Here is a 26637-nt window from a genome sequence, read left to right as displayed (position 1 = left end):
GTATATTCCCCTTCCCTATTCGGCGCTCTATATTCTCGAAAACTGCTGCAGGAAACGCAGATCATTCGTAAAGAAATGACGGATGTCATCGACACCGTATTTCAGCATCGCAATCCGTTCCATCCCCATACCGAAGGCAAAGCCGCTATACTTTTCAGGATCGTAGCCGCTCATCTCCAGAACGCGAGGGTGGACCATGCCGCTGCCCAGGATTTCCAGCCAGCCCGAATCTTTGCATACTCTGCAGCCGTCACCACCGCATTTCACGCAGGTTACATCAACCTCAACGCTGGGCTCAGTGAACGGGAAAAAGCTTGGACGCAACCGGATTTGAGTCTGGCTGCCGAACATTTTGCGGGTGAATTCCAGCAGTGTGCCTTTCAGGTCGCTCATTCGAATCTTTTCGCCAATAACAAGACCCTCGATTTGATGGAACTGGAAGGAATGCGTCGCATCGTCGTCGTCACGCCGGAATACGCGCCCCGGACAGATAACCTTGACCGGCACCTCCCCTTTCATCGCTTCCATGGTACGCACCTGAACCGGAGAGGTATGGGTACGCATCAGCAATTCCTCCGTCAAATAGAAGGAATCCTGCATATCCCGCGCCGGGTGATTCTTCGGAAGGTTCAGCGCTTCAAAGTTATAATAATCCGTCTCCACCTCAGGTCCTTCAGCAATTCGATAGCCCATACCGATAAAAATATCTTCAATCTCCTGGATGACCTGGTTCAACGGGTGAACTGAGCCTTGCGTCATCGGGCGGCCTGGCAGGGTAACATCGACCTTCTCCGCCGCCAAGCGTCCTTCTGTCTCCTTGCGGTCGAACGCTGCCTGCTTCTCTTCAACCAGAGCTTCAATCACGCCCCGCACCTCATTCGCCACCTGGCCAATGATCGGACGCTCCTCAGCGCTCAATGCCCCCATGCCCCGCAGGATTTCTGTTAGTGCTCCCTTTTTCCCCAAATACTTTACCCGAAGGTCGTTTAACTGGGCCACATCGGCAACCCCGCCAAGCTGCTCCACTGCTTCCTGCTTCAATGATTCCAGACGCTGTTTCATTGATTGAATCCCCCTTTAGACTTTCATGCTAAGATCTTTCATGTCCATTATTGCCTCACTGGAAAAATAAAAAAGGCCTGTTCTCCCAGAAAGGGACGAACAGACCGTGGTACCACCCTTGTTAGAACTCATAAGCACCTGCAAACACCACAAACTCGCAGTCTGGCCTGAATTCTCACTTGATCGACATAACGGGTCGCAGCCGGTAACCTCTATTGCCGCGGGATCCAAATCTCCATCGGGTTCAAGGCACTGCTCCGGAGTGAACTTCAGCAGCCTGTTTCCGCAAGAGTGCTCTCAATCCATGGCACCCTGTCCCTGTGAGGAGGCTTCTGCTTACTTATCTCCATCTTTGCATTTGCTTGTTCAATTATCTGCTATTATATGAAAAGTTGACTTCGATGGCAAGCAATGCCTTGAAATTTCTCCGGCAAGCAATTTTTCTTTAGGTAAAAAGTGCTTGCATCCCTTCTTGAAAAGTGCTATATTATTTCTTGTCTTCACTGAAGAATTTACCCAATGTGAAGTTGACGGGACGTAGCTCAGCTTGGTAGAGCACCTGGTTTGGGACCAGGGGGTCGCATGTTCAAATCGTGTCGTCCCGACCATTATAATTATCATGCGGGTGTAGTTCAATGGTAGAACTCCAGCCTTCCAAGCTGGTAGCGTGGGTTCGATTCCCATCACCCGCTCCATCTATTTTACAACTCGGCAGTCGTTAGGAAGCTCTTCCTAAGCGGCTGTTTTTTGTTATGTGTCATTTCAAATGCCCGTTCATATCAATAAAGGCAGCTCCTCAGCCCGCAGGCTGATAGAACTGCCTTTTCCTGTATTTATCCTGCCTTCCGGTTCAGGAAATGATCTCTCAATTCTTCTGCTTTAACAGGCTTGCTGAACAGGTAGCCCTGACCCTCATGACAATTCTGCTGCTTCAAAAACTCCAACTGCTCCTTGCTCTCTACTCCTTCCGCCGTAACCTTTAATTTCAAATGATGCGCCATCATCGTGATCGTGGATACGATCGCTGCATCATTACCGTCAATCATGACCTCCCTTACAAAGGAACGGTCAATCTTGAGGCGGTCGATAGGAAGACTTTTCAGATAATTCAAAGAGCTGTACCCCGTGCCGAAATCATCGATACTAATATGTACACCCAGCTTCTTCAAGCTCTCCAGTTGATTTAGAGCCGTCTCGATATCAAAGGTCATGCTTTCCGTTACTTCAAGCTCAAGGTAATGGGCTTCAAGTCCAACCTCTTTAAGAATGGAGTCCACCTTTTCCGCCAGGTTATATTGTCTGAACTGCCGCATGGATAAGTTGACGGATACACATACCGGGTCAAAGCCTTCAAGCTGCCATCTTCTGTTATACCCGCAAGCTGTCTTGAGCACCCATTCTCCCAGCGGTACAATTAAACCGGACTCTTCCGCGATCGGAATAAACTCATTGGGAGGAAGTAAGCCACGCTTCGGATGATTCCACCTCACCAAAGCCTCCATGCCCACCATTTTTCCGCTCAATAAATTGAACTGAGGCTGGAATTCAAGGAAGAATTCCTCTCTGTCCAAGGCTTTTCGCATATCGTTTTCCAATTCCACTCTTGCCTGTGTGCGTAACTTCATGTCTTCCGAATACCGAAGAAAGGTCACGTCCCGTTCTTTAGCATAATGTACGGCCATGTCGGCGTACTGGATCAAATGATCCACACTTTTCGCATCATACGGAAAAATAGCCAGCCCCATACTGAGGGAAACATGATACTCCGTATCTACGATTGTGATGGAGGGATTAACAGAATGCAGCAATTGCTCTGCACGGCCTTCCAATTGCTTCGATTCGGTAAGCCCTGTGAATATTAAAGCGAATTCATCGTCACCAAGCCGGTATACCCTCTCCTGCTCGGTACATAGCATTTCGAGCCTTTTGCCAAGCTCTTTCAACAGCAGGTCGCCTGTGCTGTAGCCTAACGAATCATTGATTGCTTTAAACCGATCGATATTGACAACTGCGACGCCCTTAAGCTCAGAGGTCTTTGAGGATGTGCTTAGCATCCCGGCAAGCGTCTCCTTCAGACGGCGAATATTAGGAAGACCCGTCAGGTCATCATGATAAGCCATATGCTTCATACGGGCCTCGATCTTCTGTTGAACGCGGAAAGGCTCCAGAATCGTTAGCTGATAAACGCCTTTAAGCACAAAATAATAAGATATCGCCATATACCATTGCCCGATCATATGATAAAAGCTGGGCTTGGCAGGATCACCGGTCAACAGCAGGGAATAGCCCATCATCATGAAGAGCAAGGCGCGAACCACCGTCAGCGAGGCGATCGTTTTTGCTTTACAATGATGATACATCACACCTGCGATCCCCGCGGAATACAGCAGCATGGTAATGATCCATATCGTTAGTTTAAATTGAGGAAAGCTGCCGAGCTCAAGCATACTTTCCGGTAAAATTTGCTGATAAGAGAATAAAAGCAGGAGCAGCGCACCGCTCCCAACAGCTGTTCCAAGCAGAACACTTACTTTATACCGTCTCGTAATTTGATTGTCCGAAGCTGAAAATATCACTAACATTCCTACAGCACATATCAGATGTGAGATAACAAGGCAGACATTACTCAGCCGGGTATCCATATCGGAATCCCTTACCCCTGCTCCGTCTGGTCCCATGGCAAGCAGAAAGCTGAAGCCAGCCAGCACGATGAACAGGATTGCTGTGTAGAAACGATGCTTCGATAACTTTTCGGCAAACCAGATCCACCCCTGCGCAAAGATAGCGAACGCCACTGCCCCGCAGATCAGTCCTCCTACCAGCTGAATAACCTGAATAGTCTGAGTATCACCGAAATTTTCAAAATTCTCGAAAAATGCGAATAGACTTATCATTACCAACAGACCAAGCCCGATGTGAATAACTGCTGTCTTCTCCTCTGTCCTGACGTTCATATATGCTCAACTCCTGGAGGTTGGTATCTTGCAAGTCGCACACAATAGTAATTCAACAAGAAATGATCTATTCCTGCTTTATCCATTTTAAAATAACAATTTTCGAATTATTATTCATTGCGGTTAATAGAAATTTATCGTACTAGTTCGCTCGGCAGTGACTCATCTAAGCTCAAGTTAATGGTACGCTCCTTTAGGCGCAGTTTGCTGCAAGTGTGCAGCAGCATAAAACCGTCTAAAGATTGATTCTGCGTGCTGGGGGCAACGTGTGAAGTGTGCTTACGATCGCTGTTGTTCGCGGATTCCTTTGATTAAATAAAATCTGAAATTGTAGGAATCCGCTCACAAAGGCGAACACTTTCGCTTAATGCTTCCGAAGTAGCTTTCTTACAGAAAGCTTGTAACACTTCACACTTATGCCCTTATTACGCAGGCTCTTCATTCCGGATTTGCATGTGCCGAACGCACTTTAATAGCTAACAATGCAAACCATGCAGTGACTAAGCATTCGAATCCCTCGACAATTTTATGTAAATCACAGAACAAGACTATCTGCAAAAAGCCAACCAAGTACACACCATACGCTTTTAATGAAAAAAACGCGTTGTGCTATTGACGTCGTGCATAAAGTGGATCGTACAATCTGCCCTGTGCGCGCCTTTTGCCCAAGGCTTGCGCGCAGTATCCTGCTGCTGACATGCCACAGAGGCAAGTTTATTGCAGTGCTTAGGCTTAGCTATGTGCAAACTGCATTGTAGTTGAACTTTAAAGGCGCAGTAGTTAGGGCATAAGTGTAAAGGTAAAAGCTTTCTGTAAGAAAGCTGCATCGGGAGCATAGAGCGTTAGCGTTCGCCTTTGTGAGCCGATTTCTCCCTTGTTAGAACTTAGTCCAATCATAGAAATCCGCGAACAACAGCGATCGTAGCAACCCTTTACACGTTGCCCCTCTAACTCGCCTAATGGAGTTTAACTATTTTCCACTATTGCACACTTAACAGTAACTGCGTATCATTGCACCTTTAGCGGACAGGTGCATGGACAACTACCCACACAAGGACTATCCCCAGCAGATTCTGCAAAATGGTAACGAAGTACGTATACACACCTTGCATCATGCAGATCTCAAACTGCTCAAGGCTACCAACGAGCGATGCTTCACAGCATGGCGACGGTTGGTAGACCCCATGCAAATACGGAACACGCACGTGTAGTGAAAAAAGTTACCTTAAATTCAGTGGAAATGATAGAAATGCGGATATAGTGAATTTTTTGTACTTAAAGTTGACTAAAACGTGGGTTTGGCTAGTTACTGGCGATCTAAGGTAAGTTTTTTCACTAAAAGTGGGTTCGAGCGTCGAATGAAGATTTTAAGGGAAGTAATTTCACTGGAGTGTGACCGGAATGAGGCTGATCAAGTAGGACGAGTAAAGTTCGGAGCAAGAATGGAATAACCGGTCGGAAAACGAAGTTCCATGTTCCGCGCAAGGCCGAAGCAACGTACAACTGGGCGCAACTCCAGGCGCCCAGTGTTCCATTAGCTGTGCGTAAAGTGAATCGCGCAGGCTTCCATTTGTGATGCCTAGTCTAAGGGGCTGGCAGTAAAGTGAAGTTAGGAGGAGGCTATTGGCGCGCGGAGTATCCTGCTTGCATGCCACAAGCTGCAAGCTTACCGTAATGCGACTGTGGCGCAGGCACGTGCTAACTGCATAGCAGTTAAACTGTAAAGGCGAAGTAGCCAGGGCATAAGTGTGAAGTGTGCTGTAGAAGCGTTAGCGTTCGCCTTTGTGAGCGGATTTCTCCCTTGTTAGAACTTAGTCCAATCATAGAAATCCGCGAACAACAGCGATCGTAGCAACCCTTCACACGTTGCCCCTCTAACTCGCCCTCCAATATTTAACTGTCTTCCCGCTATTGCACACTTCCCCGCATATATGCAACATTGCACTCAGCATAAATTCGGTGATGCGCCGGTCTCTTAACATAAATAGGGCCTCCCTCCAGATCAAGTCCTTTGGGATGGCCCTACTTAGTACAATGTTTACTTGCTCTTGTCGAATCCGACTTCCGGTGTTGTCAGCTTGTCATAAAAGTCGACCGACTTGTCCTTGTCCTCAGAGGCACGCAAGGCCATCGCCGAGCGCGGATGCTCATCCAGACTTCCCGTAATCATATAGGGGATCAGATATCCCCATTCTTCCTTCTCGCGCAAAGGAACCAGCAACTGGTCCAATACCTCCAGTACCGGGCGCAGCTTGTAATTTGTATTTTTCAGATGGGTGACTAACAGCTCCGTCGGACAGTTGCCTGCGGCACGTCCCATTCCGTATACAGAAGCATCAAGCAATTCGACACCTAGATCCGCGGCAACAAGCGTGTTGGAGAAGGCAAGCTGCAGGTTGTTGTGCGTATGAACGCCCAGACGCTTGTTCGGCAGATGCTGCTTAAACTTATTTACCAGATGCTCCATGTCTTTATAGTCCAAACTCCCATAAGAATCTACAATATATACGACATCCACGACACTGTTCTTGATCATGTCAAACGCCTCAAGCAGTTCATGCTCCATAACGTTAGACAGTGCCATAATATTAATCGTGGTCTCATATCCGCGGTCATGAAAAGTCTGAACAAGCTTCAGAGCCTTGTCCACATCCTTCACATAGCAGGCAACCCGAATCAGATCGAGCAAGCTTTCGCTGCGCGGCAAAATATCATTTTCATCCACTCGTCCGATATCCACCAGTGCGGAGAGCTTCGTATTTCCTTTATTCGGAATGACCTTCTTCAGGAAATCATCATTTAGAAAACGCCAAGGTCCCGCCTCGTCGGCTCCCTTCAACAGCTTTGGAGAGTTTTTATATCCGATTTCCATATAATCGACGCCGGCTTCGTTCAAGCCTGCATATAATTTTTGGACAAATTCAACACTGAAATCCCAGTTATTAACAAGTCCCCCGTCTCGAATTGTACAGTCTACGATTTTGCATTGATTTTCCTTCATCCGTACCGTGTCCCTTCTTTGTGCATGTTTTATCTACCATCTTACTTGAAGAGAAAAGTAAAAGTAAAGATGTTCAGCCATTTCTTTTATTGTTTTTTGTGACTATTTTCACAGTTAATTCCAGAAGTATGCTGTATATTGATCCCGATTGAGAGTGATTATCAATATCGAATAATGTTATTTGGAGGGAAAACAATGCAGCCCCGTTCGGAAAATCTGATTCGGCTCAAACCTGGTCATTCCGCTGTAATCTCGCAACTGATACATATCGACCCCATGCTGCGGCGAAGACTTGCAGACCTCGGCATTCATGAGGGTGCAAGCATTACCGTCAAGCGTTACTGTCTGTGGGGCGGACCGGTCTTGCTTGAATGTCGCGGGCAGCTTCTGAGTATCCGCAGAAGAGAGGCTGCCCGGATCGAGGTGTCCGGATCTTGAACAATACCGCATTGATCGGAAATCCGAACACAGGAAAGACCTCGCTGTTTAATGCGCTGACAAGCTCATATCAATATGTAGGCAACTGGTCCGGTGTCACGGTTGAGAAGAAAGTAGGCCAGCTTCGCAATAAAGCAGGTTCTATTACAGATCTGCCCGGTGTTTATTCCCTCAATCCGGTGTCCCGCGATGAAGGCGTGGTAGCGACGTTTCTGGTCGGTCAGGAGCCCTCGGCCATCATAAATATTGTGGACGCCTCCCAGTTGGAGCGAAACCTCTACCTCACCTTACAGATGCTTGAATACGGCAAGCCCCTTCTGATCGGCTTAAATATGATGGACGTCGCTGAATCCCGTGGAGTCCATATTCAGATCGAAGTATTATCCCGTATGTTGGGGGTTCCAGTCATTCCATTGGTTGCACGGACAGGAAAAGGATGCCATGAATTATTGGAGGTTATGAGCCACAATTCCTCGCAGACCGCTGCGCCGGATTGGATTCTTGATTACGGCGAGACGGTTGAACAAGCTATCCTTGATATTTCCCGGGAATTAGCGAAATTTATCCCTAATGCGAGTCTGTCAACGCGTTGGGCTGCACTTCAACTGCTTGAGAACAATCAAGCTGTACGCCATGCCCTGAAATTAGACGACGATTGTTCCCGGCGTCTGGATACCCTTCTTGAAGGGACAGAGCGGTCGCTAGCGGCAACAGACCCATCCATGACACTGACTCACTACTTGAGATCCGTACGAATGGCGCGCATTCAAGAAATTTTGAAAAGCGCGGTGATTACCCAACCAAAAGCTCGCCCGACTCTTACGGATCGTATCGATCAAATGGCCATGCATCCTTTTTGGGGAGTCCCCCTCTTCTTAACCTTTATGTATGTTACCTTCAAACTAACGTTTGACTGGCTCGGGAATCCGCTATCCGATATGCTGGATACCTTTATTTCAGGACCCTTGAGTACTTTTATTTCAGGAGCCCTGGAGGCTCTGAACGTCTCTGGATTCACTGCAGCATTAATATTAGACGGCATTGTAGCAGGTGTTGGCGGTGTCCTGGTATTCATGCCGCAAATCTTCATCATGTTCCTTATCATTTCCTTCATTGAAGATACTGGTTACATGGCCCGAATTACGGTAATGCTGGATCGGTTAATGGAGATGGTCGGACTGAACGGCAAGTCCCTGATCCCATTTATTATCGGGTTTGGGTGTAACGTTCCTGCAATCATGGCTTCCAGAGGGATTGAACAGGAAAAGGAACGTACCTTGACGATGCTGCTTGTACCCTTAATGTCATGTTCAGCCAGGCTTCCTGTGTATGCATTATTTGCCGGTGTATTTTTTGCTAGATCACAAGCTCTAGTTGTCTTTTCTCTTTATATCCTTGGTATTCTTCTTACTCTGCTGCTGGCCAAACTGTTCTCCAGGACCATCTTTAAGAATCAAAAATCCTTCTACTTTATTGAGCTTCCTCCCTACCGTCTGCCGCAAGGACGGACATTATTCCGAAGTACTTGGGAGAAAGGAAAGGGATTCCTGCGTAAAGCAGGCACCTTTATTCTTGCCGGCTCTGTTCTGATCTGGATGATGTCTTATCTCGGCCCTGGAGGCGTGGCTGAGTCCATGGATGATAGCTTTCTCGCCTATGTCGGAGGGCTGATCGCCCCTTTGCTTCAGCCTGTTGGCTTCGGAACCTGGCAAGCTGGCGCTGCATTAATGACTGGTTTTATGGCCAAAGAGGTCGTCGTCTCAACGATGAATATCATTTACCATGTTCCGGATATCAACGGACTGCAGGTCCAAATTTCATCGGCCTTTACTCCGCTTCAGGCTTACAGCTTCATGTCATTTATACTGTTATATACGCCTTGTCTGGCAACCGTGGGTGTTCTTCGGAAGGAAACGTCCTCCTGGAAGTGGACTGCATTTTCAGTTGCATATGCTGTGCTGCTTGCCTATCTCGTATCGATCGTTATTTATCAAGGGGGCAAGTTGATCTTTTAATGGAAGGAAGATGAACGAATGATCGCTGACATTGTGATCCTGACGGTTGTATTCGCTTATGCTGGATTTGCTTTTTATCGAGGTATTCGAAAACGGAAGCAAGGGGCCTGCGCAGCCTGCGCCCAACAACAATCCTGTGCAGCTTCCTGTTGCGATTCGGCTTCTTCATCGACCAAGCAGCCGCCTGCGGGATGAGTGAAATATGCATGCTAAAAAACCTGCGGCCGCTGCTGTGCGGCGCAGGTTTAGTATTCATGTAGCCAAAGGAAGCGAGATCACAAAGATCGTACCAGCCCCTTTGATGCTATCGGCAAATATCGTTCCCCGATGATTTTTTATAATTCTATAGCTGACCGATAGTCCGAGCCCGGTTCCCTTTTCCTTCGTCGTGAAGAAGGGAGAGAACAGTTTTGCCAGCATCGCTTTATCCATTCCCTTTCCATTATCGCGAATAGAAATGTTGACGTATTTCTCTTCAAGCTCAGCCTTCACTTCAATCTGGCCGGAATGCTCGCTGCCTACCTCCTCGATCGCCTCCATTGCATTCTTGATCATGTTAAGGAGCACTTGCTTGATCTGCTTTACATCCACCGCAATGCTCATCTGAGGCGCAACTTCCTTAATGCTGATCTCGCAACCCTTCATCAAGGCCTCGCTCTCTGTCAGAAGGACAACCTCTTTCAGCAGGGAAGCGACGCTGATTACGCTCTTCTGCGGAGTCGAAGGCTTCGAGGAGTTCAGAAATTCATAAATAATATCGTTGGCCCGGTCAATCTCACTCAGAATGATCTGCGCATATTCATCCCTTCCCAACTGAACAAGATGGGGCTTGAGCAGCTGGATAAAGCCGCGAATCGCAGTTAACGGGTTGCGAATTTCGTGTGCGATGGCAGCCGATATCTTCCCCAGCATGGCCAGCTTGTCATTCTGATAGGCCGTTTCTTCAATCTGTTTAAACTCGGAGACATCCTTGACACTGACCAGATAGTCTCCATCCATCTCATCACTATACGTTATGGTCGCAAGCCAATATCGCCCATACTCATCCATAAACTCAAAGTTTCTCTTCCGATACACAATGGTTTCCCGATACAGCCCGATAATCTTCTTTCTCTTGTAATGACTAATGCCAGGGTGCTTCAGTAACTGGGCCAGATTACAACCAATCAGTGACTGACGAGGGAGCTCAAGCAGCTTGGCCATTCGGACATTGATAAAGGTCATGGTCCCCTCTGTGTCAAACAGCATGATCCCGCTATCCAGATGCTGAAGCACATTCTCATATTTATTCATGACTAATTCAGTGGATTGAAATGCTTTTACAGATTGGAGCAGTGTCTCTTGAAATTCGCCTAACAAGCTGGTTCCCCCTTTGTCTCTTAATGATCTTTCCTGCCATAAACGACACTAACGATCATGAAACGAAACATCCGCCTTTTCCTGGAACACAATCTTGCTTACTTATGAAACTGTATTTAGAGCCTGTCCTATATGTAATTAACTATTTCAATCATAGTAAACTTTTCCAATTAACGTCAATCAGAGATACTGTCGAAAAAGAGGGGATACTCTCAAATAAACAGAAATCCGAAAAAAAGTATTGCGATTTGCAGCTGGTAATTCTTTCGAATAAGGAAAAACCGCCATTCAAGGAAGTGATCCTTGAGATGACGGCTCTTCTTTATCAGCTATGTTTTTGCAACAGCTTCATTCTTCGGCGGCTCATGACAGCGAGTCTTCGCTTCAACTCCGCTTCCCATTCTGTATCATTGAGTTGAACGGCAACAGAGAGCAAATCCAGCGACAGGTCAATCTGATTCTGAACAATATCGAGCGGATCCTCATCCTCCCGGTTTACACAGTTGCCGAAGATTTCATCTTCGTTCTCCATGCTAAAATCCTGGAAATCGATTTCGGAGAGGCCGTCACTATGCGCATATTCCGCCAATACCTCATACTCATTTTCAACCTTGTAGTGGACCTCCACCCGATGGCAAACAGGGCAGAACAGGAGGGGAACATTGTGTACTTGAGTACGATAATGCTTCAACGTCCCTTTCGTGCCCAGCATACTCGCTCCACAGCAAAAACTCATTCCCCATCACCCTTTCAGCAAATCAGGAATATTCCTGAACCCCTAATATGTTATTGCATCTACTTTATTCTAAAGACCGGTTAATGATACCTCAACCCGCCTGAATAAAGAATAATCAACTCACATGGTAGCACCGGGCAATTGCGAAGTCAACTCGCTGATGGCGATGGCTTCTTTACTTGGACATTGCTGCGACGATCAGGTCTCCCATGGCAACTGTGCCGATGGCCTTGCTCTTGTCGACTGCGATATCGCCTGTACGGTGTCCGGCGTTCAGTACATCCGCCACCGCGCGCTCGATCGCATCCGCTGCATCCGCATATCCGAAGGTCATCCGGAACATCAGGGCTACGGACAAGATGGTTGCAATCGGATTGGCCAGATTCTGGCCTGCAATATCCGGTGCAGAGCCATGGACCGGCTCGTACAGGCCAAAGCTGCCTTCTCCGAGCGATGCCGATGACAGCATACCGATCGAGCCTGTCAGCATGGCCGCCTCATCACTCAAAATATCTCCGAACATATTCTCAGTAACGATGACATCAAAGCTGGAAGGCCGTCTTAAGAGCTGCATCGCACAGTTGTCGACGAGCACATGCTCAAGTTCAACGTCCGGATATTCCGGAGCAACCCGGTTCACCACTTCACGCCACAAGCGGGAAGTCTCCAGCACATTCGCCTTATCTACGGAAGCAAGCTTCTTCCGGCGCTTCTGTGCGATTTCGAATGCCTGGCGCACAATACGTTCAACCTCGGATACGTTGTAGGCGCATGTATCAACCGCTTCCTGCCCCTGGTCGGTATCACGGCGGTATTTCTCACCGAAATAAATGCCTCCTGTAAGCTCGCGGACAACCATCAAATCGGTTCCTTCCAGCACCTCAGGCTTCAGGGTGGAGGCATCCTTCAAGCAGTCAAATACGACAGCCGGACGAAGATTGGAGAACAGCCCCAGTGCCTTGCGAATGCCCAAAAGTCCTGTCTCCGGACGAAGCTCCTTCGGATTATTATCCCATTTCGGACCGCCAACGGCACCAAGCAGTACTGCGTCCGCCTTGCGGCACACTGCCAGAGTCTCCTCTGGGAGCGGGGTCCCCTTCTCATCAATTGCAATTCCTCCGAACAAAGCATGCTCGGTCTCGAAGCGATAGCCGAACAGCTCCTCTGTCCGCTTAAGAACCTTCTCCGCTTCTGCAACAACCTCCGGACCAATGCCGTCTCCGGCGATGACTGCAATCTTCTTCACTTCTGCCATAATTACAACTCCCTTTCATGGATAGCTCATATCTGTAGTAAGCTGGACTATACTTTCCGGAAATGAAGCAGCTTGAGTGCCTTTAGTTCAACTTATCTAACTCGCTTGTATCATCTTATTTCAGTTGTAACATACATAACATGGAGTTACAAAGATATAGAAACTATTAACTTCATAGGTTAAACCTATAAGTTGATTATAAAAGGATAAACGAACTCCCCTGAAGTCAACAAGCTCAGGGGAGTTCTCAAGTTTCTTAGGAAAAACAGGTCGTTAATCTGGGGTTACCTTACTTCTTGATCCAATGCATCAAGCCACGAAGCTCTTTACCCACAACTTCAATCGGATGTTCAGCTTCATTGCGGCGAGTTGCCGTCAAGAAGGCACGGTTGGACTGGTTCTCCAGGATAAAGTCTCTTGCAAATTTACCTTGTTGGATGTCGGACAATACAGCCTTCATCGCTTTCTTCGTCTCTTCAGTAACAATGCGAGGACCTGTTACATAATCACCATACTCCGCCGTGTTGGAGATGGAATCACGCATTGTAGCCAGACCGCCTTCATAGATCAGGTCTACGATCAGCTTCAGCTCATGCAAGCACTCGAAATATGCCATCTCAGGAGCATAGCCTGCTTCTGTCAATGTTTCGAAGCCAGCCTTGATCAATGCGGATACGCCGCCGCAAAGTACAGCTTGCTCACCGAACAAGTCGGTTTCGGTTTCTTCGCGGAAGGAAGTCTCAATAACTCCCGCACGGGTACAGCCAATGCCTTTTGCATAAGCAAGGCCGATTTCCTTTGCTTTGCCGGTTGCATCCTGATGAACTGCAATCAGGCCTGGTACCCCAAAGCCTTCAACATAAGTCCGGCGAACCATGTGGCCCGGTGATTTAGGGGCTACAAGAAGCACGTCGTTGTCCGGAGAAGGAACAATTTGTCCAAAGTGAACGTTAAAGCCGTGTGCAAACAGCAGCGCTGCTCCCTTTTTCAGGTTAGGTGCAATTTCGCTATGATACACAGATGCTTGCGTCTCGTCAGGCATAAGAATTTGTACAACATCTGCGCGTTTTGTTGCTTCCGCCACAGACAGAACCTCAAAGCCGTCTTCCTTCGCTTTATTGAACGATTTACCCTCACGAAGACCGATAACGACTTGAAGTCCGCTCTCACGCAGGTTTTGCGCATGGGCATGGCCTTGGCTGCCATAACCGATAATTGCAATCGTTTTTCCTTTTAGTACGCTAAGCTCTGCATCCTGTTCATAGTACAAAGTTACTGCCATCTCTAAAGCCCTCCCATATTTTGCGGGTCTGTGCCATAGGCACGTCCCAATTTTTATTGTTTCGCCGCCTGTATGACGGGGGATTCATAAGACCCTGCCGATGTAACGATCTCATCAATCTCCCGCCATACACGGACGGGATTCGATCTAAGCGTTCCCTCGAATCATAGCAGTTACTCCGGTCCGGGACAATTCCTTAATTCCATACGGACTAAGCAACTCAATCATCGCATCAATTTTCTCGGTGTCACCCACAACCTGAACAATCATGCTGCTCGTACCGATATCAACTACCGCAGCGCGGAAGGTTTCGACTACGCCCATGATCTCCGGGCGCTCCGAAGGCTCTGATTTCACCTTAATCAATGCAAGTTCTCTGCCAACCATCGGTCTCGAGCTAAGGTTCACTACCTTAATAACATCAATCAATTTGTAGAGCTGCTTCTCAATCTGTTCCAAAGTCTTGTCGTCACCCTGGGTCACAATGACCATTCTGGACAAGCCTTCTTCCTCCGACTGGCCAACCGTAATACTCTCGATATTGAAGCCGCGGCGTCCGAACAATCCCGCGACCCGCTGAAGAACACCCGGCTGGTCATTAACTAATACTGATATCGCATGGTTCTTCATCATGTTAATCTTCCCCCAACAGCATTTGATCAATTGTGGAGCCTTGAGGTACCATCGGATAGACATTCTCGCCTTTCTCAACGACGAATTCCACAAGCACCGGTCCCGGTGTATCCAGAGCCTCCTGCCAGGCCTGTCTGGCTTCTTCCTTATTCGTAGCCCGGAGTCCCTTCACCCCGTACGCTTCGGCAAGCTTCACAAAGTCAGGGCTGCCGGCCAGGTCGATGAAGCTGTACCGGTTCTCGTAGATCAGTTCTTGCCATTGCCGCACCATCCCGAGCACCTGGTTGTTAATGACAACCACCTTAACCGGAATGTTGTTGATTGCACAAATCGCCAGCTCCTGAGCGCACATCTGCATGCCGCCGTCGCCATTGATCGAGATAACCAGCCGATCCGGGGCAGCCATCTGAGCACCGATGGCCGACGGGAATCCGAAGCCCATTGTCCCCAGGCCGCCGGATGTGATCCAGGAGCGAGGCTGATTGAACTTGTAGTATTGAGCAGCCCACATTTGATGCTGACCTACGTCCGTTGTTACAATCGCTTGCCCCTCCGTCGTTTCGTTCAAAAGCTCAATTACCCATTGCGGTTTAAGCACCTTATCCGAGTCCTTATACTTGAACGGGTTCTCTTGGCTGGATTTTGCAATCTTCTCTCTCCAAGCATCCGCTTTGCCTGCCCGAGCCACAAGCGGGATGAGCAGCTCCAGCACGTGCTTGACATCCCCGACAATCGGAATATCTGTGTTCACATTTTTTCCGATCTCAGCCGGGTCGATATCGATATGTGCGATTTTCGCATGCGGAGCGAATCCGTCCAATTTTCCGGTTACGCGGTCATCGAACCGTGCCCCCAGACTGATGAGGAGATCCGCTTCCTGAATGGAGCGGTTCGCCGTAAGCGTACCGTGCATTCCCGGCATTCCCATCCACAATTCATGTCCGCTCGGGAAACCTCCAAGACCAAGCAGTGTTGTGGTAATCGGGATTTGAGTGATGTTTACGAATTCGAGCAGCGCCTCGTGCGCTCCGGCGTAGACGACACCGCCGCCGGCCAGGATAACCGGACGTTCCGATTCTTGAATCGCCGCAGCCAGCTTATCCAGCTGAAGTCTGTTCGGCTTCACCGTTGGCTGGTAGCCGCGCAGATGAACGTTCTGCACTGGCTCGAACAAGGTCTTGGCTGCCGAGACATCCTTCGGAATATCGATCAGTACCGGACCTTTTCTGCCTGTATTTGCAATGTGGAATGCCTCATGAATCACCCGCGGCAAATCCTCCACATTTCGTACCAGATAGCTGTGTTTGGTAATCGGCATCGTGATCCCGGTAATATCGGCTTCTTGGAAAGCATCGGTTCCGATCAAGCTTGACACGACGTTCCCCCGTAATCACCACAAGAGGCACTGAATCCATATAAGCTGTTGCAATTCCCGTGACCGTATTGGTTGCACCCGGACCGGAGGTTGCAATACACACACCGACTTTGCCGCTCGCGCGTGCATAGCCATCTGCTGCATGAATCGCTCCTTGTTCATGTCTTGTCAGCAAATGGTGGAAATCAGTAAATCCGTACAGGGCATCGTAGATATACAATACCGCCCCACCTGGATAACCGAAGACGCACTCGACACCTTCCAATAGCAAACTGCGAAGCAAGATTTCGGAGCCGGAAATCACTTCCGGTTTCATCCATTTCTCACGTAATTGTTCTGTAGACCGCACTTCAGGAATTTGCGCGCTCATCAGTCATCCTCCTTCCAAAGATTGGATATATTTATATAACAAAAAAACCTTCCGTCCGCCGGAATAGTCTCCTATTCCGAGGGACGAAAGGCTTTGCTTCCGTGGTACCACCCATTTTTACCCGACTCCTCACGGAATCAGACCTTGACGGGTACAGCATTCCAGCTACTACCCGTGGTCTTTAACGCAGACCCGACGATTTCTCCTAATAGGCGGGATATGCCGGAGGACCGGTATCCAACTTTTCAGAAAAACAGCTCCGAGGTGAGCTCGCATTTAAGGGGTAATGGCAGATGGTCTCAGCAAATCCATCCACTCTCTGAGCAAAGAGCCCTTAACCTTCGTCCTCATCATAGCCGTTTGATATAGTCGTTAAAATGTTTAGACACATTATATGATTAGTTTACATTCAGAGTCAATACCTTAATTTTAATCTGCACAAAAGTAAGTCGAATTATCCTCTTGAATCACTTCGTGATCAAAAGACGAACGCTTTAAGATTTTCGACATATGATATGGGTAATGGCCCAGGCAAGGAGGATGTGTGAAATGATTAGATACAGAAGACCCAAGCAGGACGATCCTGTCATTCATGATCTGATCTGCAAGGAGCTTGTCCCGCTCTCCCACCTGTCTCCAAGTGAACTGAAGACAGTGGTTAAGGACGTGCCCAAACGGCTATCCCATGGCGTTACCCTGGTAGCATCCAAAGATTATGAATCAGACCCTATCGCATTTATCCACTTCATGATGCATGGGGAACTGCTCTATATTGACATGATGGCGGTTGCTCCATCCTATCGTCGCAACCGCCTTGGAAAGACGCTCCTGGCACATGCTGAGAATTTTGCCAGTTCACGCGGCTGTGTAAAGTCAAAGGTTATGGTAGACTTCGACAACACCAGAGCACACTTATTTTACAAAAATTTAGGATATCAAACCATCCGTTACATGAAGCCCTCTCAATGCTTTGAACTGGAAAAGGAGCTTTTAAACCGAAGATAGTCCTTACCAGAAGCCCCCTCCATAAGGGCCCGGTCCATAGCCATAAGGACTATATCCCCCGTATGGTCCATAGCCTCCATAACCGTAGCCTCCATAACCTCCGCCGTAGGCGTATGGCGATGCTCCAATTGCAAGCAAATCAAACAAAACTAATGGAATGATGGCCTTCGTCTTTACCTTTTTCCCTGGATTCTGCCTTACGTATAGACGACCGCCGCTAACCTTGACCAGTTTGCCGCTGACAACGCTTCCGTCCTTTTTATAAGCGACAATCGATTTCCCGACCCATTTTTCCGCTTCTTTCCTTGTCACCTTCGTGGCCATTTCAGCTTCCTCCTTCGTATATCGTAATCTCGTTCAAATTACTATATTCCCGGGACTTCGCCGCTGTTTGAGCCATCGCCTTGAGGCTAAGAAATGGGCATAAAAAAAACTGTATCCGCAAAGCCGATGGAATTCGGCCTCGGGATACAGTTCTTGGATCATTAGCGTTTGGAAGGATCGTAAGGAGTCCCGAGCGCAGACGGTGCGGAGGCTCTCCCCACCGCACTGACAAGCACGATAATCGTCAGTACATACGGGATCATGAAGATAAATTCCTGCGGAATACTTCTCGACCATTCAAACAATTGCACATAGTTCCGAATCGCTTGGGAGAACCCGAAGAACATCGCTGCCCCAAAGGCACCCACCGGATTCCATTTCCCGAAGATCATTGCGGCTATCGCAATATAGCCTTGTCCGGAAATGGTGTTGTGCGAGAACAAACTGGTTGTCGTTAACGTAATCGTTGCCCCGCCCAATCCGGCCAATGCGCCGGAAATCATAACGCCGATATAACGCATACGGGACACATTTACCCCTAGCGTGTCTGCCGCTCCCGGGTACTCGCCCACCGAACGCAGACGAAGGCCGAACGGCGTTTTGTACAGCACATAGAATGCTACTGCCACCAGAATCAAAGCCAGATAAGTGGTCGGATAGGCATTGAAGAATCCCTCGCCGATAATCGGAATGTCTCTTAACAAAGGAATAGCCTGTTTATGAAACACTTTAATCAGCGGTGTCTCGGCAGAGCCGTCAAACAGCAGCTTCACAATAAATAAGGTCAGACCGGCCGCCAGGAAGTTAATGACGATACCGCTGATGGTCTGATCCGCTTTAAAGGTAACGGAGGCTAACGCATGGATCAACGAGCCCAGGATGCCTACAAAGATTGCGCAAATAACGCCGACCCAGGGGGCTGCGCTTCCCATGCCCGCCTCTTGAGCATAATAAGTGCCTACTCCGGCGGCAAATGCGCCGAAAATCATCAGACCTTCCAGCCCGATATTGACTACGCCGGAACGTTCGGAGAAAATCCCGCCGAGTGCCGTAAAGATCAAAGCCGTAGAAAACACGAGCGTCGAGTTCAGCAATTGGCCTAACAGCGTAAGAACGTCCATATTACAGCACCTTCTCTTTCTTGCGCTTGAGATAGAACGGCTTTAGGATGAAGCGTACGATGCCTTGCGCAGCAATGAAGAAAATAATCGAGCCGATAATGATTTTAATAAGCTCAGGCGGAACTCCGGCGGCAAAGCTCATGCCTGCCGACCCGTAAGTCAAGCCTCCATACAGAATCGCTGCGAATACAACGCCGATCGGATGGTTCATCCCAAGCAACGCAACCGCAATTCCGTCGAATCCATACCCCGGAGATGCAGCAAACACGGATTGGAAATGGAATACGCCAAGCACCTCAAAGGTGCCGGCCAAGCCGGCGAACACGCCGCTGATGAACATCGCCTTGATGACATTGCGGCCCACGTTCATCCCTGCATATTCAGCCGCATGCTGATTAAAGCCCACGGCGCGCATTTCATAGCCCTGCTTTGTTTTCCATAAGTAAATATAAAAGAATGCCGCTGCGATCAGTGCAATTACTGTCCCCCAGTGCACACGGGCATTATCGAAGATTGAAGACAAGAAGGTCATCGAAGCGGATGCCTGAATATCTTCGGAACGGTTCTGTCCTTTTAACAGGAAGAAGTGACGAATAATATAGTTCGAGAAGTAAAGAGCGACCCAGTTCAGCATAATCGTCGTAATAACCTCGTTAATTCCCCGTTTCGCCTTGAGGAAGCCGGCAATTGCAGCCCAGCATCCGCCTGCAAGTCCACCAGCGATTACTGCCAGCGGAACTGAAACCAGAGCATGTACGCCATCCAGAGACAACGATACGGCCGTGGCTGTCGTCATACCGATCAGCACCTGACCATCCGCCCCGATGTTGAACATCCCTGAACGGAAGGCAAAGGCAACAGCCAGACCGGTAAAGATCAGAGGCGTGACCTGACGAATGGTCTCCCCCACATGATATGGACTGCCGACCACACGTTTAATAAGCGCGGAGTAGGCCTCAATCGGATTATAATTCCCGAGAAGCATGACCAAAGCCCCTACGATCAGGCCTAGCACAATGGCGACTAAAGGCACGACAAGGCTGTCGAGCGTAAATATTTTGCGCAGCTTATTCACCCTTTTGTCCCCCTTTATCAATAAAGCCTGCCATCATTAGTCCGAGCTCCTGGTCATTGGTGTCTTTCGGATACACTTCTCCGACGATTTTTCCGCCATAAATAACCGCGATCCGATCGGCAACATTCATGATTTCATCCAGCTCGAACGAGACAAGAAGAACGGCTTTGCCCTGATCGCGTTGCGCGATTAATTGCTTGTGTACAAATTCAATGGCGCCTACGTCCAAGCCCCGTGTAGGTTGAGCTGCAATAAGAAAATCGGGATTCTTGTCTATTTCCCGCGCAATAATCGCCTTCTGCTGATTTCCTCCGGACAACGAACGAGCCTTGGTCTCAATATCCGGTGTACGAACATCGAAGTCTTTGACTAGCTTTCCTGCATATTCGCCAATCGTGCGCTGATCCAGGAAAGCGCCCTTACTGTAGGGAGTCTTGTAATAGGTTTCCAAAATCATATTCTCCTTGACGGAGAAATCCAAAACCAGACCGTGCTTGTGACGGTCTTCGGGAATATGCGACACACCGCTTTCAATAATTTTCCTTGTTGGCAGATTGGTAATACTTCTGCCTGACAGGGTAATCGTTCCCGAATTGATTTTACGCAGTCCGGTAATGGCCTCGATTAACTCGGTCTGGCCGTTCCCGTCCACACCGGCAATTCCGACGACCTCTCCGGCTCTGACTACCAGGTCAAGCCCGTTAAGAAGAGAAACGCCTTCTTTGCTTTCCACTCTTACCTGATTCATTTCCAGTACAGGCTGGCCAATGTTCGGCTCGTCCTTGTCAATCTTGAACGAAACACTGCGTCCGACCATTTTTTCGGCGAGATCGCTCGGATTGGTCTTGTCCGTATCTACGGTATCAATGACCTTCCCCCTGCGGATGATCGTCACCCGATCCGAAATTTCCATGATTTCTTTTAACTTATGCGTAATTAGAATAATGGACTTTCCTTCCGCCACCAAGCGGCGCATAATGGCCATTAACTCTTCGATTTCCTGTGGTGTCAATACCGCAGTAGGTTCATCAAATATTAAAATATCAGCGCCCCGGTACAACGTCTTCATAATTTCGACGCGTTGCTGCATTCCTACCGAAATGTCTTGAATCTTCGAGTTAGGGTTGACCTGAAGTCCATATTGTTCCGACAGCTTGGCCACCTGCGCGGATGCTGATTTATAGTCGATATTTAGTCCTTTTTTAGGCTCCATACCCAGAATGATATTCTCTGTCACCGTGAAAGGCTGGACAAGCTTAAAGTGCTGGTGAACCATGCCGATTCCGTATTTAATCGCCTTATTCGGATTGTCAATCGTAACCGGTGTGCCGTTCATTTCAATCGTGCCTTCATCTGGCTGATAAAGGCCAAATAGAATATTCATCAAAGTCGATTTGCCAGCGCCGTTCTCTCCGAGCAGCGCATGAATTTCCCCTTTGCGGAGGGTCAAACTGATGGAGTCATTGGCAATAATGCCAGGGAAACGCTTTGTGATTTGCTTCAACTCGACCACAGGAGCCGCAGCCGCAGTGCTCATGAAATCACCCTCATCATTTGGGATTTAAGCAAACAACAAGGCCAGTTATACATCACTGGCCTTGCTTGTTTGTGCTTTACATTTTTTATATCGGAATGGGTCTTGAGATTTATCTATACGGGATTATTCAGCAGGAACTGTAATTTCACCGTTGATAATTTTCTGTTTGAACTCTTCGACCTTGTCCAGGATTTCTTGGCTTACGTTTGCCTTCGAAGTTTCCGGCAAGCCTACGCCGTCATCCTTCAAAGTCAGGTTGGTAACTTGTCCGCCCTTGAACGTACCGTCAATAACTTGCTGGGATACGTTCTTAACCGCTACGTCAACGCGTTTCACCATCGAAGTCAGCGTTACTTCGTCGCCGAATTCAATCGATTGGTCCTTATCTACGCCGATAACCCACAATTTGTTGGCACCACCGGCAGCGTTGCGTGCAGTTGCTTCGTTAAATACGCCGTTGCCTGTTTGTCCGGCAGCTGGGAAAATAATGTCCGCGCCGTCATCGAACAATTGGCTCGCCAAAGATTTACCAACGTCAGGCTTGTCATAGGCACCTGCATAAGTAATCGTCAGCTTCGCATCAGGATTAACCGCTTCAATCCCTGCCTTGAAGCCTACTTCAAAGCGCTTGATAACCGGACTTTCCATGCCGCCGATGAAGCCGATCTTATTTGTCTTTGTAGTCAGACCAGCAACCACACCTACGAGGAAGGATCCTTCGTTCTCGGCAAAGGTTACCGATTCAACGTTGGCAGCTTCAACTACCGCGTCGATAATGGCAAGCTTTGCTTCCGGATTAGCGTCGGCCACTTGTTTAACAGCATCGCCGAGGTCAAAGCCAATTCCCCAAGTCAGATCATATCCGCCTTGAACGAATTCGTTCAGGTTAGGAAGATAATCCGCGCTTGTTGTACTTTGAAGGTATTGATGCTGAATACCTTGCTCAGCGTTCAATGCTTCCAGAGCTTCCCAAGCCGATTCGTTAAAGGATTTGTCGTTTACGCCGCCTACGTCAGTTACAAGGCCGATCTTGATATCGGAGCCCTTGCTGTCACCGCTGTTACCAGCGCCGCTGGAGTTGTTGGTTGCAGCACCATTATCAGAAGTGTTGTTCGCTGCATTGTTCTTGCTGTTGTTGCCGCATCCTGTCAGAACCATTGTCAATGCGAGCACCATGACTAGAGAATACTTGAAGACCTTGTTCATTAACGTATAATCCCCCTTAAAAATTTTGTCCATTTCTGCACAGACCGATTATACCTTTAAAAACACCTAAAATCCATACTTTTAATAACCTATGGTTAAATAAGTTTCGTCTTTTTGTAAAAGCAAACGCTTCCTTTCGACATAGTTCCCATCCTATGTTTGATAGATGTGAACTTCTGCCTTCTGCAGCACATTTCTTCCTTATAAATCCCTCTCTTATCGTGCCCAATTATATACTTTTCACACCTCATAATAAAACCGCCGTCACCGGAATGAATCAAGTCATTCTGTGACGGCGGTATAGACTTCATAAATTAAGCGTTGATTTTTTCTTTAGCTACAGTCGCCAAGGAATTGAACGCATTAATATCATTTACAGCCAAGTCAGCCAGCATTTTGCGGTTGATGTTGACTTCAGCCAGTTTAAGGCCGTGCATCAATTTGCTGTAGGACAAGCCGTTCATGCGAGCAGCCGCATTAATACGAACGATCCAAAGCTTGCGGAAGTCGCGTTTCTTCGTACGACGATCCCGGTAAGCATATTGCATCGATTTCATAACTTGCTCGTTAGCAGTTTTGAAAATGCGATGTTTCGAACCAAAGTAACCCTTTGCCAGCTTCAATACTTTTTTATGACGACGACGAACTACAAATCCGCCTTTTACTCTTGCCATATCAATAAACCTCCCAATAAGTTGTGTAAATGATTATTTCAAGTTTGCAAGTTGTTGCTTCAAACGGCTAACGTCACCGGAATAAGCCACAGGGCTGTTTGCCAATACACGTTTTGCGCGTTTGGACTTATGGGACAGCAAGTGATTGCGGTTTGCTTTGTAACGTCTTACTTTACCGGAACCGGTAATTTTGAAGCGGTCTTTCAGACTGCTGTGAGTTTTCATTTTAGGCATGGTACTTCCCCCTCATAGTTTGTGTTCAATGCGCTTAGCTTTTAGGCGCCAGAATCATAATCATGCTGCGGCCTTCCAATTTTGGAAGACGTTCTACGGCAGAGATCTCGGCAACCTCTTCCTTGACGCGGTCAAGAATTTTCTTACCGATATCTGCATGGGTAATTTCACGGCCGCGGAAGCGAACCGAGCATTTTACCTTATCGCCTTCATTCAAGAACTTAACCACATTGCGAAGCTTTGTTTGAAAATCATGTTCCTCAATATTGGCGCGGAACCAAACTTCCTTGATGTCCACGATCTTCTGGTTCTTACGGGCTTCCTTTTCTTTCTTCTGCTGCTCATAACGGAATTTTCCGTAATCCATGATGCGGCAGACAGGCGGCTTGGCCGTCGGTGCTACATTGACGAGATCCAGATTCAAATCGATTGCCATTTGCAGCGCTTCACGGGTAGGCTTAATTCCAATCTGTTCACCTTCAGGTCCAACCAGACGAACTTCCTTCACCCGAATCTCATCATTGATCATATGTTCCTTACTGATAATTCTCCACCTCCATTGATTAGGTTCAATAAAAAAGGGATGCAGGTTTAGGCGCCCGCATCCCGTTTGATCGTCAATTCATCATGAACATAAGCATTCATAAATCATTGGATCAATACCAGCCAACGCCATCGTCGGTCAGGTGAGAAGCTAGAGCCTCTGCTTGCAATCCAAAACTGTTATTGTTGCAACACTCAAATACTTTAACACAGCACGCAGATCATTGTCAAGGGAAAGAAAATAAAACGAGGAAACACGATCAGGATACAAGAGCAGGATACAAATTCGGGGACCACCTGCTGTTAGCGTCAGGTTGCCTGTTGAAATACCAAACACCACATATCGAAATAATAGAGATGATCAAAAGCTGCCCTAAAGACGCTTACTTGATCCAAAATTTGATCCAAACTTAAATTCCACCTGAGTACCACCCTATGCCCCACCTGAGTACCCACTGAGTACCCACTGAGTACCCACTGAGTACCCACTGAGTACCCACTTACTCCCCATTAGCTTTTCAGTGTAATCTTCTGTATGAATCATCACCGTCATTGAAGCAAGTTTTATACGATTCTTCCTATAAAAAAGTACATTATAGTACTATACGAGGTCATTTTGTACGAATAATCGTACAAAATGAGGCTGTCCACCCCATAATTGAAAGCATTTGTGCGGATTTTCGTACAAAATTGCTTATTTGGACATTACAACGATGACTTTTGTACGATATTCCATACAAAAGTTCAGCATCAAATCCGTTTCTAACGCCTATTGTCATAGAACGAAGAAAGAGATGAATAACTTCGTGATCAAAGTTCCTTGTTTAAGGTACCTCTCAATAAAGACTTAATTATCGGCTTTTCAGCACCGAGAAGGTTGAATAAAGCCTGGGTCTGAGTAGCGGAGCGTAGGCAAAACCTACGTGAGCAACGGAAGACCCAGGCTGAGTTCAAGATTCGACGCCGAATATTCTACTTGAGTTTACTTCGTGATCAAAAGTCGATAATTAAGTTACCTCTACCCTTTTTGGACTTCTTCTAGACGGACAACGCGAGTATGCTGCGTATGACTCCACTGCTTGTTGTTCTGCGTGAAGAACGCATAGAACGTAATCGGCCACCAAGACAGCAGATAGATTGGAAACAGCACCAAATAAGCATATACCTTCTTGTATGTCACCTTCTCCAATGCCATCGCCGCCAGGAAAGTAAATACATTCGCTGCAATCGCAACAAAGGAAATCCATAACGGGAAGTGCGAGTACAGCGTATCAAAATGCGGTCCGCCAAAGATCGTTTGATCCGACCAGATCAGTGCGGTCAACAGAAATGTCAGCAGGACGATATAGACGTTAACGCCATACAGCGCCATGTCCAGCTTGACCATGCTGCGTTCCTTCAAGCTTCTCCAGAGCAGCGGGAAGAAATATCTTCGAGCTACCGTGAAATGCCCCTGCATCCACCGCAGACGTTGACGTGCAGACGCTTTAAAGGTAAGCGGCTTCTCGTCAAACAGCTTCGCATCATAGTTAAACACCGGGTAGATCCCCCGCTTCACGCAACGCATGGTGAACTCCAGGTCCTCTACAAGACTGGTGGCTCCCCAGCCAATTTCCTTAAGAAGATCGGTCTCAAAGCACATCCCCGTACCGCCCAGAAAATTGGCCATACCCAGGTTATGCCGGGAAAGCTGCCAGAGACGATTACAGTACCAGTAAGAGATCCCGTACGACGCAGTGATCCAGGAATCCTCCGGATTTTTCGTATCTATATAACCTTGAATAACCCGGGCGCCGGAACAAAGATCATTGTTCATTTCGCTCAGAAAGTCCGGATGTGCCAGATTGTCAGCATCAAACATAACAACGGCGTCATATTGGCGCGGCATCTTCCAGAGCTCTTTCAGCATCCACTCAATCGCGTAGCCCTTGCCCCGCAGGTTCGGGTTAACGCGTACACAGGCATTCATCCCGTGGCTTCTAACAATTTCAGCAGTTGAATCCGTACAGTTATCGCATATCACAAACACATCGTACAGTTCTTTCGGATAGTTCAAATTTTTCAGGTTTTCCATTAAAGCGCCGACAACCTGCTCCTCATTATGCGCCGCTACGAGCACAGCGAAGGATTTGGACGGAGCGTGGACTTCTTTTTTCTTTTTTTTGTACATACCGAACAGCGACAAAGCGAACTGATACACTCCGATTACAGCGAGCAGCACCTGCAATACAATAATGATCGTGTTAAACATGTTTTCAGTACCCCCTTTAAACCCCTATGAATTCTTGTGTTTTGTCTCTCTTTACCTTGCGGAGTTTCTGTCGACCCTTTTTTTCTTTACATCTTTTTTATGACCCTAACCTTAAACCTTGTCTGCCTAGCTGGCCTGGGAAAGCAGCATTCAGCATTGAATAGCTAATGCTCTTATTTCAATGCTT

At 47.8% G+C, this 26637-nt stretch carries 21 protein-coding genes, 2 tRNA genes and 1 pseudogene; 6 read left to right on the top strand and 18 right to left on the bottom strand.

Annotated features, from left to right (window positions below; all coding sequences use genetic code 11):
- Nucleotides 1–27 precede the first annotated feature (27 nt).
- Nucleotides 28–1062 (bottom strand): phenylalanine--tRNA ligase subunit alpha, encoded by a 1035-nt coding sequence (gene pheS, locus TX85_RS02640; RefSeq protein WP_044477600.1) that lies wholly within the window; start codon nucleotides 1060–1062, stop codon nucleotides 28–30.
- A gap of 531 nt (nucleotides 1063–1593) precedes the next feature.
- Between pheS and TX85_RS02635 the strand changes: the two genes are divergently transcribed.
- Nucleotides 1594–1670: transfer RNA gene (locus TX85_RS02635), tRNA-Pro, on the top strand.
- 13 nt (nucleotides 1671–1683) lie between these two features.
- A tRNA-Gly gene (locus tag TX85_RS02630) sits at nucleotides 1684–1757 on the top strand.
- Between the two features lie 138 nt (nucleotides 1758–1895).
- Here the strand turns inward: TX85_RS02630 and TX85_RS02625 are convergent.
- Both TX85_RS02625 and TX85_RS02620 read right to left on the bottom strand, forming a co-directional pair.
- Complete coding sequence (locus TX85_RS02625; RefSeq protein WP_044477598.1) at nucleotides 1896–4016, bottom strand: putative bifunctional diguanylate cyclase/phosphodiesterase; 2121 nt, start codon at nucleotides 4014–4016, stop codon at nucleotides 1896–1898.
- A 2038-nt stretch (nucleotides 4017–6054) separates the two neighbouring features.
- Nucleotides 6055–7017, bottom strand: coding sequence for an aldolase catalytic domain-containing protein (locus TX85_RS02620; protein WP_044477596.1), 963 nt, complete (start codon nucleotides 7015–7017; stop codon nucleotides 6055–6057).
- A 195-nt stretch (nucleotides 7018–7212) separates the two neighbouring features.
- Here TX85_RS02620 and TX85_RS02615 point away from each other — a divergent pair, with 195 nt between their 5' ends.
- From TX85_RS02615 to TX85_RS25680, 3 genes are read left to right on the top strand one after another with little or no spacing between them, the layout of a single operon-like run.
- A complete protein-coding gene (locus TX85_RS02615) occupies nucleotides 7213–7455 on the top strand; it encodes a FeoA family protein (protein ID WP_187375124.1) in 243 nt (80 codons plus the stop codon).
- A complete protein-coding gene (gene feoB / locus TX85_RS02610; protein WP_233500586.1) occupies nucleotides 7452–9470 on the top strand; it encodes a ferrous iron transport protein B in 2019 nt (672 codons plus the stop codon). The genes TX85_RS02615 and feoB overlap by 4 nt, the downstream gene beginning before the upstream one ends.
- Before the next feature lie 18 nt (nucleotides 9471–9488).
- Nucleotides 9489–9665, top strand: coding sequence for a FeoB-associated Cys-rich membrane protein (locus TX85_RS25680; protein ID WP_071784151.1), 177 nt, complete (start codon nucleotides 9489–9491; stop codon nucleotides 9663–9665).
- 57 nt (nucleotides 9666–9722) lie between these two features.
- Here the strand turns inward: TX85_RS25680 and TX85_RS02605 are convergent, their stop codons facing one another.
- The 6 genes and pseudogenes from TX85_RS02605 to ilvB all read right to left on the bottom strand — a co-directional run bounded on the left by TX85_RS02605 (nucleotide 9723) and on the right by ilvB (nucleotide 16480).
- Complete coding sequence (locus tag TX85_RS02605) at nucleotides 9723–10829, bottom strand: ATP-binding protein (protein WP_044477595.1); 1107 nt, start codon at nucleotides 10827–10829, stop codon at nucleotides 9723–9725.
- A gap of 325 nt (nucleotides 10830–11154) precedes the next feature.
- Nucleotides 11155–11565: a hypothetical protein gene (locus TX85_RS02600; RefSeq protein WP_044477594.1), complete on the bottom strand. Its 411-nt coding sequence runs from the start codon at nucleotides 11563–11565 to the stop codon at nucleotides 11155–11157.
- A 175-nt stretch (nucleotides 11566–11740) separates the two neighbouring features.
- Entirely contained in the window at nucleotides 11741–12820 is a 1080-nt protein-coding gene (gene leuB / locus TX85_RS02595; protein WP_044477593.1) for a 3-isopropylmalate dehydrogenase, read from the bottom strand.
- 289 nt (nucleotides 12821–13109) lie between these two features.
- Nucleotides 13110–14102 carry a ketol-acid reductoisomerase gene (gene ilvC, locus TX85_RS02590; protein ID WP_044477592.1) on the bottom strand — a complete coding sequence of 331 codons (993 nt, stop codon included), beginning with the start codon at nucleotides 14100–14102 and terminating at the stop codon, nucleotides 13110–13112.
- Nucleotides 14103–14249: 147 nt separating this feature from the next.
- Entirely contained in the window at nucleotides 14250–14732 is a 483-nt protein-coding gene (gene ilvN, locus TX85_RS02585) for an acetolactate synthase small subunit (protein WP_374705659.1), read from the bottom strand.
- Nucleotides 14733–14736: 4 nt separating this feature from the next.
- Nucleotides 14737–16480, bottom strand: a pseudogene (ilvB, locus tag TX85_RS02580) (biosynthetic-type acetolactate synthase large subunit).
- A 549-nt stretch (nucleotides 16481–17029) separates the two neighbouring features.
- Here ilvB and TX85_RS02575 point away from each other — a divergent pair.
- Complete coding sequence (locus tag TX85_RS02575; protein WP_044477590.1) at nucleotides 17030–17485, top strand: GNAT family N-acetyltransferase; 456 nt, start codon at nucleotides 17030–17032, stop codon at nucleotides 17483–17485.
- 3 nt (nucleotides 17486–17488) lie between these two features.
- Here the strand turns inward: TX85_RS02575 and TX85_RS02570 are convergent, their stop codons facing one another.
- The 9 genes from TX85_RS02570 to TX85_RS02530 all read right to left on the bottom strand — a co-directional run bounded on the left by TX85_RS02570 (nucleotide 17489) and on the right by TX85_RS02530 (nucleotide 26450).
- A complete protein-coding gene (locus TX85_RS02570) occupies nucleotides 17489–17809 on the bottom strand; it encodes a hypothetical protein (protein WP_044477588.1) in 321 nt (106 codons plus the stop codon).
- A gap of 161 nt (nucleotides 17810–17970) precedes the next feature.
- On the bottom strand, nucleotides 17971–18930 hold the full coding sequence (locus TX85_RS02565) for an ABC transporter permease (RefSeq protein ID WP_044477587.1): 960 nt from the start codon (nucleotides 18928–18930) through the stop codon (nucleotides 17971–17973).
- Between the two features lies 1 nt (nucleotide 18931).
- Nucleotides 18932–20005, bottom strand: coding sequence for an ABC transporter permease (locus TX85_RS02560; RefSeq protein WP_044477586.1), 1074 nt, complete (start codon nucleotides 20003–20005; stop codon nucleotides 18932–18934).
- The gene (locus tag TX85_RS02555; protein ID WP_044477585.1) at nucleotides 19998–21542 is read right to left on the bottom strand and encodes an ABC transporter ATP-binding protein; all 1545 of its coding nucleotides are present in this window, start codon (nucleotides 21540–21542) and stop codon (nucleotides 19998–20000) included. Before TX85_RS02555 ends, TX85_RS02560 begins: the two co-directional genes overlap by 8 nt.
- A gap of 123 nt (nucleotides 21543–21665) precedes the next feature.
- Nucleotides 21666–22748, bottom strand: coding sequence for a BMP family lipoprotein (locus TX85_RS02550; RefSeq protein ID WP_044477584.1), 1083 nt, complete (start codon nucleotides 22746–22748; stop codon nucleotides 21666–21668).
- Nucleotides 22749–23062: 314 nt separating this feature from the next.
- Nucleotides 23063–23422, bottom strand: coding sequence for a 50S ribosomal protein L20 (rplT, locus tag TX85_RS02545; RefSeq protein WP_044477583.1), 360 nt, complete (start codon nucleotides 23420–23422; stop codon nucleotides 23063–23065).
- A 33-nt stretch (nucleotides 23423–23455) separates the two neighbouring features.
- Nucleotides 23456–23656: a 50S ribosomal protein L35 gene (gene rpmI / locus TX85_RS02540; RefSeq protein WP_044477582.1), complete on the bottom strand. Its 201-nt coding sequence runs from the start codon at nucleotides 23654–23656 to the stop codon at nucleotides 23456–23458.
- Between the two features lie 34 nt (nucleotides 23657–23690).
- Nucleotides 23691–24185 carry a translation initiation factor IF-3 gene (gene infC / locus TX85_RS02535; protein ID WP_044477581.1) on the bottom strand — a complete coding sequence of 165 codons (495 nt, stop codon included), beginning with the start codon at nucleotides 24183–24185 and terminating at the stop codon, nucleotides 23691–23693.
- A gap of 1032 nt (nucleotides 24186–25217) precedes the next feature.
- Entirely contained in the window at nucleotides 25218–26450 is a 1233-nt protein-coding gene (locus tag TX85_RS02530) for a glycosyltransferase family 2 protein (RefSeq protein ID WP_044477580.1), read from the bottom strand.
- Nucleotides 26451–26637 lie beyond the last annotated feature (187 nt).

This window comes from Paenibacillus antibioticophila, from assembly GCF_000455265.1.
GTDB lineage: Bacteria > Bacillota > Bacilli > Paenibacillales > Paenibacillaceae > Fontibacillus > Fontibacillus antibioticophila.
This window is presented reverse-complemented; position numbering and strand designations above follow the sequence as displayed.